Raw genomic sequence first — 9,972 nt, 5'->3', positions numbered from 1 at the left:
GTCACCGACCCCGGCGTTCCTGCCGCCGCCGCTCGTCCGCGCGGCACGCGATCCCCGGGTCTACGAACCCGGCCCTGACGGCGACCCCCACCCCGTCGAGGACGCGATACCGACGCAGCGTCCCGCCGTAGAAGAACCGGCCCCCGCCGCCGAAGTACCGGCCTCCGCAGCCGAGGCCGCCTCCGAGTCGAGCTCCGAGGCCTCGGCCAACAACTCCCGGCGACCTGCTCCACGAAGGGCGGGCGTTTCCCTCGACCGCGTTGATCAGGGTGAGCGCGCCGCACAAGCCCAGCGCGGCGAGGACGTCGCGCAACGGGCCTGCGGCGGACGGGAGTTCGGGCTCCTCGTACAGAACCGCGTGCAAAGTGGCCAGTGTTGTGTCCCGGGAGAACGGTGACCGGCCGCCGAGTGCGGCGCAGAGCGTCGCGCCGAGGGACCAGATGTCCGAGGGCGGTCCCTGTGGATGGCCGGAGATCCGCTCGGGTGCCATGTAGTCGGGCGAGCCCACCAGCATGCCGACCACGGTCAGCGCCGTGGCGTCCTGGATCGCGGCGATGCCGAAGTCGGTGAGCACGACCCGGTGACCGTGGCTCTCGACGAGCACGTTGCCGGGTTTGATGTCGCGGTGCAGGACGCCTCCCGCGTGCACCTGGCGCAGGGCGGCCACCAGGCCCAGTCCGATACGGGCCGCCTCGCTCGGGCCGAGCGCGCCGTCGTCCGCCAGCATGCGTTCCAGGGAGCGGCCCGCGACCAACTCCATGACGATCCACAGGCGTTCACCCTCGTCGACGACGTCGTAGACACGCACGACGTTGGGATGGTCGATCCGGGCCGTCGCCCTGGCCTCGCGCAGGGTGCGCTCGCGGCGGGTGCGGGTGTCCTCCGGGTCGAGGCCGTCGATGCGCATTTCCTTGACCGCGACCTGCCGGTCGAGCATTTCGTCGGCGGCTCGCCACACCCGCCCCATTCCCCCCTGGCCGATACTTTCGACCAGCCGATAGCGTCCGGTCACCCGCAGTCCCGGAACACCGCCGCTCCCCATGTTCCCCGTATTACCCATATTCCCCGGCAATCCGCCGCACCCCCACAATGGTCACACTTCATGCCGTACCAGCATAGTGCGGAGAAATCTTGTGGTACCTCTTCAAGTACTGCGAATTCAGGCACAGTCGCAGGGGGATACAGGGGAACACAAGGGGGACGAACATGAGTTCTCGTCGTGCTACGACCATGACCACGGCCGCGGCCAAGACCATCGCAGGATCGCTGCTCACGGCATCTTTCTCGGCGGTGGTGATCCTTTCCTTCACCGCCTCGGCGGATGACCAGGGACCGGGGAGCGGCAAAGGCGGAAAGGCGATGGACGCGGCTCCGGCGGGAGTGGAACTGACCACGCTCCTGCCGGAGAAGATCTCGGTCGACAACAGTTCGAAAAAGACGGCGATCACCGCCACGGTGAAAAATGAGGGGACCAAGGCGAGCGGCGATCTCCATCTCCTGGTCGTCGGTTTCGACGGCCTCAAGGTCAATGGCGTGCAGGGTTGTTCGGCGATCGCCGAAAAAGATCTGCCGCCCGGTTCGAACAGCGGATTCACGTGCTCCGTCGGCGCTCTCGCCGCGGGCAAGTCGAAGTCGTACGCCGTCGACGCGACGTACGACCTGAGCAAGGCCGGGAAGATCTGTCTGCCGGTGACGTCCGCCGACGGCAAGAAGACCTTCTGGCAGCAGGGTCCGGTCCCGTTCGGTACGACGAACCCGTCGCCGAACGCCCCGGCCACCCCGTTGCTGCTCGGCACCGACAACAAGCCGGTGGCACCGGGCGGCGACACGCTGCCCAAGACGGGGGCCGGCGATGACGTCCTGCCCCTGGGCGCGGCCGGCGCGGCACTGATCGCGGCGGGCGCGGCGGGCCTGTACTGGTCCCAACGCCCGCCGAGGCAGGGGCCGTTGGAAAGCTAGGGCAAGGGGGAGGGCCGGGTAGCGGGAGCACTCGGCCCTCCCCCGCTCGCTCTCGCCTCGTTCCCGCCGGAAAGCCTGACGGCACATGTCAGGTTATGCGGCCAGCATGACCCCATGAACCACACACAGCCGCTCACCTTCCACCCCACCGACCCCGGTTACGAGGACGAACTCGCCGGTTTCCAGACCGGGTTCACCCAGCGCCCCGCCGTGGTCTTCGGTGCGTGCTCGGCCGACGACGTGATCGCCGCCGTACGGTACGCGGCCGCCGAGAACCTGCCGGTCGGCGTCCAGGCCACCGGGCACGGGCTGCCGGGTGCCTCCGAGGGCGGGGTGCTGATCACGACGAGGCGGATGGACGGGGTGAGTGTCGACCCCGAGGCACGTACCGTCCGCGTCCAGGCGGGCGTGCGCTGGAGCCAGGTAGTCGCGGCGGCGGAGCCGTACGGCCTCGCTCCCCTCAACGGGTCCGCGCCGGGTGTGGGTGCCGTGTCGTACACGCTGAGCGGTGGACTGGGCATCCTGGCAAGGGAGTTCGGGTACGCGGCCGACCACGTCCGCTCGCTCGACGTCGTCACCGCCGATGGCCGACTCCGCCGGGCGACAAGGGAGTCGGAGCCCGAGTTGTACTGGGCGCTGCTCGGTGCCGGTCACGCCTTCGGAGTCGTCACGGAGCTGGAGATCGGTCTCGTCCCCGTGCGGAGGCTCTACGGCGGTTCGCTCGCCTTCGACGGACGGGAGGTCGATCCCACGGCCCTGCTGCGGGCGTACGAGGAGTGGACGCGGACCGTACCGGACGAGCTGACCTCGTCCTTCGCCGCCGTACCGTATCCGGACATCCCGGCGCTGCCGCCGCACCTGCGCGGACGCTACGTGCTCTCCGTGCGTGTCGCCTACACGGGAAGCGGCGATGAAGGTGCCCAACTCGTCGGGCCACTGCGGGAGTTCGGGCCGGTGCTCGCGGACTCGTTGCGGGAGATGCCGTACGCCGAGAGTCACACGATCCACAGCGACCCGCCCGAACCGCACGCGTACTACGGGGACAGCGCGGTGGTGAGCGAGCTGGATGCGGCGCGGGTGGGCGAGGTGCTGTCGCTCGCCGGGCCGGACGCGGCCGGCATGTGTGTCGTACAGGTCAATCACCTCGGCGGGGCGCTGGCGAGGCCCGCGCCGAACTCGGTGCCGTATCGCGAAGGGCGGTTCCTGGTACGGATGTTGGCGGTCGGGGAGCGGGAGGCCGCCCGTGCGCGACTCGACCCGGCCTTCGCGCTGCTCGCGCCCGTGACGCTCGGACGGGCGGGCAGCTTCGCGTTCGGGGCCGGTGATCGGAGCGAGGGGCTGTACGACGCGGAGACGCGGAAGAGGCTCGCCGGACTCAAGTCGCACTACGACCCGGCGAACCTCTTCCGCGGGAACTTCCTTGTCAGCTCTGCTTGTTGACGAACTTCCAGGCCGTCGGGGCCGCGCCCATCGCCAGGGCCGCCTTCAGGGCGTCGCCGATGAGGAACGGCGTGAGGCCTGCGGCGAGCGCGGCGCTCGTCGAGAGGTCGAGGCTCAGCGCGAGGTACGGGACGCCGATCGCGTAGATGATCGCCTCGCCGAGCAGCATCGTGCCGGCCATGCGGAGGACCGAGCGGTCGGCGCCGCGGCGGGCCAGGGCGCCGACGGCGGCGGAGGCGAGCAGCATGCCGACGATGTAGCCGAAGGAGGCGCCGCCGCCGGAGGTGCCGCCGGCGAACCACGGGACGCCGGCCAGGCCGAGGAGCGCGTACAGGGCGAGCGAGAGGAAGCCGCGGCCGGCGCCGAGGGAGGTACCGACGAGCAGCGCGGCGAAGGTCTGACCGGTCACCGGAACCGGAGAGTGCGGCACGGGCACGGCGAGCTGGGCGGCGAGGCCGGTGAGCGCGGCGCCGCCGAGCACGAGGGCGATGTCCCGGACGCGGGAGGCGGGCAGCAGGTCGGCGAGGACCTGGCCCGGGCGGGCGGTGGCGACGGCGGTACTCAAGGGGGACTCCGCAGGTTGACGGGGGGGTACAGGGGGACTTTGTGACGCTATCCCAGGGTCCTCGGGCCGATCACCGTCAGCGTTCGACAAAGGGTTCGTCGGGGACTTGGTGGGCTCCGGACAAAGGATGCCCGTTACACGCGCCTCGGCGTGATGCCGGTCACGCGGACCTCGTGCCGTCTCGCACACCGGCACCCGTGCCGTCTCGCACACCGGTCACCGTCTGGGCAGCCGTGGGCCGTTTTGCTAGCTTCGACCGCATGGTTGCCCAGGCCCGGAACTTCGCGTCGCGTCGCTATGTCGACCTGCGACGCCAGGCCGCGGCGACCTGTTACCGCCCCTGAGGCGGGCGGAGCGGATCCGGTACGCCTCCCATCCGAGACGGCGCACCGTCGGACCCGTTCCCGAGGAAGATCCCCATGCCCCGTACCGCGGCACCCCTTCTCGCCTCCCACTCCCCCATACCGCGCGCCGCCGACAGCGACCGGCGGCGCACCAACGCGAGCGTCATCCTGCGCTCGGTGCTGGAGCACGGCCCGGTGGCCCGCTCCACCATCTCCCGGCTGACCGGACTGTCCCCTGCGTCGGTCACCGACTACTGCGCCCGCTTCACCGAACTCGGGCTCATACGGGAGTCCGCCACACCCCAGCGCTCGAAGGGTGTGGGCCGGCCCCATGTGCCCGTCGACCTGGACGCGTCACGGTTCGTTGTGGGCGGAGTCCATGTGGCGGTGCCCTATACGACGGTCGCGCTGCTCGATCTGCGCGGGCGGGTGGTGGTCGAGCGGCGGATCGGGCACGACGGCACCACCCCGTCTCTGGTGCTGGCGCGGGCCGCCGAGGGTCTGGAGGCATTGCTCGCGGAGGCGGCCGGGGCCACCCCGCTGGGTGTCGGGGTCGCCGCCGGCGGCTGGGTCGACCGGGACTCCGGGACCATCGTCGACCATCCGCTGCTGGGCTGGCGGGACGTGCCGGTGCGCGAACTGCTCGGCGCCCGCACCGGGCTGCCGGTCCATGTGGACGGCCACGCAAGGGCGTTGGTGAACGGGGAGCGGCTCTTCGGGCGGGCGCGCGGCAGCCGTAGCGTGCTGCATCTCTTCGTCGGCAATGTGGTCGACGCGGCCTTCGCCACCAACGACGAGGTGCACTACGGCCCCCGTTCGCAGGCGGGCGCGATCGCCCATCTGCCGTTGCGCGGCGGCACGGAGCCGTGCGACTGCGGACGCGTCGGCTGCCTCCAGGTCGAGCTGAGCGAACGGACGCTGTGCCGGCGGGCCCGGGAGGCGGGCATCGTCGACGGGGTGAACCCGACCCACGTTGTGACAGCGGCGGAGCACGGAAACCCCGTCGCCGTACGGCTGTTGACGCAGCGGGCGCGGATGGTGGGGCGGGCGGTCGGGCTGCTGCTCGACATCCTCAACCCGGAGACGGTGGTCGTCACCGAGCTGGGGGTCGTACGGCGGGAGGACTGCTTGCGCGCGCTGCGCGAGGAGGTCGGTGACGCGCGGGCGTCGGCCGTCGTGCCGACGAGTTTCCCGGATTCCGTGCTGGCGGTGGCGGGCGGTTCGGTGATGCTCGATGTGCTGTACCGGGATCCGTTGAGCGTGTGACCGAGCGTTTCACCGGGGCGTATTTAATTCAGAAACTCGGAATGTTGACAGGGGGCTCGCATGACCGGGAACATCCTGGTCATGAGCCTGCAGATGAGTTGTCGCACTTCTTGTTGCTGACCCGTTGACGCGCCCGCCCCGGGCGCCGGTCTCATCCTGCCTGAATTTCTTTCTCCGGACTGCTCCGTCTTTCGCCGTCCGTGAATTCCGCGCGCATTCCCGCGTTCCCGCGTTCCCGAAACTTTTGATCAGGGAGTCCTCCCATGCCTCATTCCCGTGCGCCCGGCGTCGACCGGCGGCTCTTCCTCACCTCCGTACTCGGTGCCGCCGCAGGCATCGCCGGCCTCAGCGGCTGCGCCACGAGCAGTGCCGCGGCCGCCAAGTCGGGGGCCGGTCTGTCCGCCCCGCTCGCCGAGAAGGTCCCGTCCGGCACGAGCCTGAAGATCTCCTCGTACCTGAACACCCAGCAGCTCCAGTTCAAGCTGGCGAAGCTGCCCAAGTTGCCGTTCACCGTGTCGAGTTGGGTGAACATCGGTGCCGGTCCCGATGTCATCAACGCGTTCCGCGCCAAGTCCCTCGACCTCGCCAACAACGCCGGCATCCCGCCGATCCAGGCGCACTACCAGGGCTACGACGCGAAGATCGTCGCGATCGACGTCACCCGCAAGCCCAACTACCTCTTCGCCACCAAGCCCGGCAGCGACATCCGCACGGTCGCCGACTTCAAGGGCAAGAAGCTGGCGTTCTCGCAGGGCCAGGCCCAAGGCGTCGTCCTGCTGCGGGCGTTGAAGGAAGCCGGGCTGAAGTACGACGAGGTGAAACTGGTCCCGCTGACCAGCAACCAGTTCTTCACGGCCCTGCAGTCGGGCCAGGTCGACATCGCCCCGCTCGCCAACAGCCAGGCGCCGGCGTACCTCAAGCAGTACGGGGCGAAGGGCGCCCGCGCGATCACGACCGATGTCGTAGACCTGCTCAATCTGTTGTGGGCGCCGTCCGCCGTGCTGGCCGACTCGGCGAAGGCGGCCGCGATCGCCGCGTACATCCCGCAGTGGGCGCAGGGCCAGGTCTGGCAGTACGAGCACCCGGACACCTGGAACGAGGAGTTCTACGTCAAGACGCAGAACCTGACGCTCGCGCAGGCCGAGTCGGTCACCGCCCTCGCCAACAAGCCGTTGTTCCCGCCGAGTTGGGACGAGGCCGTGAAGTGGGAGCAGGAGACCGCCGATCTGCTCGCGGAGGGCGGCTTCGTGAAGGAGTTCACGGTGGACTCGCTCTTCGACCGGCGCTTCGAGGGGATCGCGGCGAAGGCCGTGGCGGCGGAGTACCGGAGGTGACGGCCATGACGACCTCCCAGACTGTGGATACGGCTGCCGCAACCTCCTTGCCGGTCACCGCCGTTGAGGGTGCCGTCGAGGCTCCGCGCAGGCGGCGGCGCGGGCTCGCCCCCGGCAGACGGCTGCCCGCCTCCCGGATCATCGGCCCCGCGCTCTTCCTCGCCCTCTGGGCCGTCGCCTCCGCCGCCGGGCAGTTGGACCCGGCCGCGATCCCGGCGCCCTGGACGGTGCTGCGGACCGCCGGCCGGCTGTGGACGTCCGGCACGCTCCCCACGGACATGCTGACCTCGCTGGAACGCGCCGCCTACGGCTTCGCGCTCGGCCTCACCGCCGGTGTCGTCCTCGCCCTGGCCGCCGGGCTGAGCCGGATCGGCGAGGCGCTGATCGACGGGACCGTCCAGCTCAACCGGGCCATCCCGACCCTGGGCCTGATCCCGCTGTTCATCCTCTGGCTGGGCATCGGCGAGACCTTCAAGATCGCCATCATCGCGATCGTCGTCTACATCCCGATCTACCTCAACCTGCACGCCGCGCTGTCCGGCATCGACCACCGCTACGTCGAACTCGCCGAGGTCCAGGGCCTGTCGAGGCTCCAGTTCGTCCGCCAGATCGTCATCCCCGGCGCCCTGCCCGGCTTCTTCGTGGGCCTGCGCCTCGGGGTGACCGGCTCCTGGCTGAGCCTGGTGGTCCTGGAGCAGATCAACGCCACCAGCGGCCTCGGTTACATGATGTTCCAGGCCCAGAACTACGGCCAGTCGGACGTCATCCTCGTCGGCCTGCTGATCTACGGCGTGTTCGGCCTGGTCTCCGACAGCGCGGTCCGTCTCGTCGAACGGAGGGTGCTGTCATGGCGCCGCACACTCAGCAGCTGACCACCACGCCCGCCGTCCCTGCGGTTCCTGCGGTCCAACTCCGGGGGCTCACGCGGTCGTTCGACGGTCGTACGGTTCTCGACCACATCGATCTGGATCTGCCCGCCGGACAGTTCACCGCCCTGCTGGGGCACAGCGGCTCCGGCAAGAGCACGTTGCTGCGGGCCATCGCGGGGCTCGACCACGAGGTCGTCGGGAGCGGTCGACTCGCCGCCCCTGAGCGGGTGTCGGTGGTTTTTCAGGACTCCCGGTTGCTGCCGTGGCGGCGGGTTCTCGACAACGTGCTGCTGGGGACGGAGGGCAAGGAAGCCGCCGCGAAGGGCCGCGAGGCCCTTGCCGAAGTGGGGCTCGCCGGGCGTGAGCGGGCCTGGCCCAATGAGCTGTCCGGGGGTGAGGCGCAGCGGGCCGCGCTGGCCCGTTCGCTCGTCCGTGAGCCTGAACTGCTGTTGGCGGATGAGCCGTTCGGGGCGCTGGACGCGCTGACCCGTATCCGGATGCACGTGTTGCTCCGCGAGTTGTGGGAGCGGCATCAGCCCTCGGTGCTGCTGGTCACCCATGACGTGGATGAGGCGATTGTCCTCGCGGACCGGGTGCTGGTGCTGGAGGAGGGGCGAATCGGGCTGGACCTGGCCATCGACCCCGAGGTGCCGCTTGCGGAGTACCGGGAGCGGCTGTTGGCGGCGCTCGGTGTGACGTCGGATTCCCGGTGAGCGTCTGCTGCTCGTGCCGTCTTCTGGGGGCTGCGCCCCCAGACCCCCATCGGCCCTGAAGGGGCCTCGTCCTCAAACGCCGGACGGGCTGATCAGTACCGCCCTGCGCTCGAAAGTCCCCCTGCCTGTCCGTCGCAAAGGACAACCATGCCCCGCCAACTCCACCTCAACGCCTTCCTCATGAACACCGGTCACCACGAGGCCTCCTGGCGCCTCCCGGAGAGCAATCCCTACGCCCACGTCGAACTGGACCACTACACACACCTCGCCCGGATCGCGGAGCGCGGCACCTTCGACTCCCTCTTCCTGGCCGACGGGCCGCAGTTGTGGAGCAACCTCGCCCAACGCCCCGCCGGAGCCCTGGAACCACTCACCCTCCTCACCGCACTCGCGACAGCGACCGAACACATAGGCCTGATCGCCACCGCGTCCACGTCCTACAACTCCCCCTACAACCTGGCCCGCAAGTTCGCCTCGCTCGACATCATCAGCGGCGGCAGGGCGGGTTGGAACATCGTCACCACCGCCGGTGCCGAGGCCGCCCGTAACTTCGGTCTGGAGCATGAGCCCGCGCACGCCGAACGGTACGCGCGGGCCGCCGAGTTCCTCGATGTGGCGCTGAAGCTCTGGGACAGCTGGGAGGACGACGCGATCGTCGCCGACAAGGCGGCCGGCGTGTGGGGCGACGACACGAAGATCCACCCGCCCCACCACCAGGGGACGTACTTCAGCGTGGCGGGTGCTCTCAACGTCCCCCGCTCACCGCAGGGTTACCCGCTCCTCGTACAGGCCGGATCAAGCGAGGACGGCAAGACGTTCGCGGCGCGTTACGCCGAGGCGGTGTTCACCGCGCAGCAGACCCTCGCCGACGCGCAGGCCTTCTACAAGGACCTCAAGTCCCGTACGGCGGCGGCCGGTCGGGACCCCGAGCACATCAAGGTGCTGCCCGGCATCGTCCCGGTGCTCGGCTCGACGGAGGCCGAGGCACGCGCGAACGAGCGGCTGCTGGAGGACCACATCGTGTACACGCACGGCGTGGACCACTTGGAGCGACTCCTCCAACTGCCCTCCAACACCCTGCAGTTGGACGCCCCGCTCCCCGCCGACCTCCCGCCCGAGGACGCCATCGAGGGCGCGAAGAGCCGCTACACGCTCGTCGTCGAACTGGCCCGCCGGGACCGGCTGACCGTACGGCAGCTGATCGGCCGGCTCGGTGGCGGACGCGGGCACCTCACCTTCGCCGGTACGCCGGAGCAGGTCGCCGACGCGATCGAGTCCTGGTTCACGCAGGGCGCGGCCGACGGCTTCAACATCATGCCCGCGGTCCTGCCGTCCGGCCTCGACGCGTTCGTCGACCACGTCGTCCCGCTCCTCCGCGCCCGCGGCCTGCTCCGCACGGAGTACGGCCCGCGCACCACCCTCCGGGAGCGCTACGGCCTCCCCCGCCCGGCCAACCAGTACACCCGACCCACGCATCCCACC

The 9,972-nt window shown here is 70.1% G+C and carries 8 protein-coding genes and 1 pseudogene; 7 read left to right on the top strand and 2 right to left on the bottom strand.

The genetic code is table 11. The features are described 5' to 3' along the window. Positions 1–289 precede the first annotated feature (289 nt). Positions 290–1,042: pseudogene (locus AC31A1_RS38670) on the bottom strand (serine/threonine-protein kinase); the annotation flags it as partial. A gap of 164 nt (positions 1,043–1,206) precedes the next feature. Between AC31A1_RS38670 and AC31A1_RS38665 the strand changes: the two are divergent. Together AC31A1_RS38665 and AC31A1_RS38660 are read left to right on the top strand one after the other, a co-directional pair. Beyond that, on the top strand, positions 1,207–1,959 hold the full coding sequence (locus AC31A1_RS38665) for an LPXTG cell wall anchor domain-containing protein (protein WP_489657763.1): 753 nt from the start codon (positions 1,207–1,209) through the stop codon (positions 1,957–1,959). A gap of 114 nt (positions 1,960–2,073) precedes the next feature. Further along, positions 2,074–3,399 carry an FAD-binding oxidoreductase gene (locus AC31A1_RS38660; RefSeq protein ID WP_489657762.1) on the top strand — a complete coding sequence of 442 codons (1,326 nt, stop codon included), beginning with the start codon at positions 2,074–2,076 and terminating at the stop codon, positions 3,397–3,399. On the opposite strand, the gene AC31A1_RS38655 is transcribed toward AC31A1_RS38660, so the two are convergent. Beyond that, positions 3,383–3,964, bottom strand: coding sequence for a biotin transporter BioY (locus AC31A1_RS38655; protein WP_489657761.1), 582 nt, complete (start codon positions 3,962–3,964; stop codon positions 3,383–3,385). The two genes, AC31A1_RS38660 and AC31A1_RS38655, sit on opposite strands and share 17 nt — an antisense overlap. Before the next feature lie 419 nt (positions 3,965–4,383). Here AC31A1_RS38655 and AC31A1_RS38650 point away from each other — a divergent pair, with 419 nt between their 5' ends. From AC31A1_RS38650 to AC31A1_RS38630, 5 genes are all read left to right on the top strand, one after another. Beyond that, complete coding sequence (locus AC31A1_RS38650) at positions 4,384–5,574, top strand: ROK family protein (protein WP_489657760.1); 1,191 nt, start codon at positions 4,384–4,386, stop codon at positions 5,572–5,574. A 263-nt stretch (positions 5,575–5,837) separates the two neighbouring features. After that, the gene (locus tag AC31A1_RS38645) at positions 5,838–6,908 is read left to right on the top strand and encodes an ABC transporter substrate-binding protein (protein WP_489657759.1); all 1,071 of its coding nucleotides are present in this window, start codon (positions 5,838–5,840) and stop codon (positions 6,906–6,908) included. A 5-nt stretch (positions 6,909–6,913) separates the two neighbouring features. After that, positions 6,914–7,780: an ABC transporter permease gene (locus AC31A1_RS38640; protein ID WP_489657758.1), complete on the top strand. Its 867-nt coding sequence runs from the start codon at positions 6,914–6,916 to the stop codon at positions 7,778–7,780. Then, on the top strand, positions 7,756–8,490 hold the full coding sequence (locus AC31A1_RS38635; RefSeq protein ID WP_489657757.1) for an ABC transporter ATP-binding protein: 735 nt from the start codon (positions 7,756–7,758) through the stop codon (positions 8,488–8,490). The genes AC31A1_RS38640 and AC31A1_RS38635 overlap by 25 nt, the downstream gene beginning before the upstream one ends. 147 nt (positions 8,491–8,637) lie before the next feature. After that, positions 8,638–9,972 (top strand): LLM class flavin-dependent oxidoreductase (locus AC31A1_RS38630; RefSeq protein ID WP_489657756.1); only part of this gene is annotated, 1,335 nt, incomplete at its 3' end.

This window comes from Streptomyces sp. P5F9, from assembly GCF_057961495.1.
The sequence above is the reverse complement of the archived record's forward strand: the minus strand, read 5'-3'. Positions and strand labels throughout refer to the sequence as shown.

Bases quoted from the DNA above. Each gene is read 5' to 3' on its own strand.
- AC31A1_RS38665 (WP_489657763.1), top strand. From the start codon at position 1,207: ATGAGTTCTCGTCGTGCTACGACCATGACCACGGCCGCGGCCAAGACC.
- AC31A1_RS38660 (WP_489657762.1), top strand. From the start codon at position 2,074: ATGAACCACACACAGCCGCTCACCTTCCACCCCACCGACCCCGGTTAC.
- AC31A1_RS38650 (WP_489657760.1), top strand. From the start codon at position 4,384: ATGCCCCGTACCGCGGCACCCCTTCTCGCCTCCCACTCCCCCATACCG.
- AC31A1_RS38645 (WP_489657759.1), top strand. From the start codon at position 5,838: ATGCCTCATTCCCGTGCGCCCGGCGTCGACCGGCGGCTCTTCCTCACC.
- AC31A1_RS38640 (WP_489657758.1), top strand. From the start codon at position 6,914: ATGACGACCTCCCAGACTGTGGATACGGCTGCCGCAACCTCCTTGCCG.
- AC31A1_RS38635 (WP_489657757.1), top strand. From the start codon at position 7,756: ATGGCGCCGCACACTCAGCAGCTGACCACCACGCCCGCCGTCCCTGCG.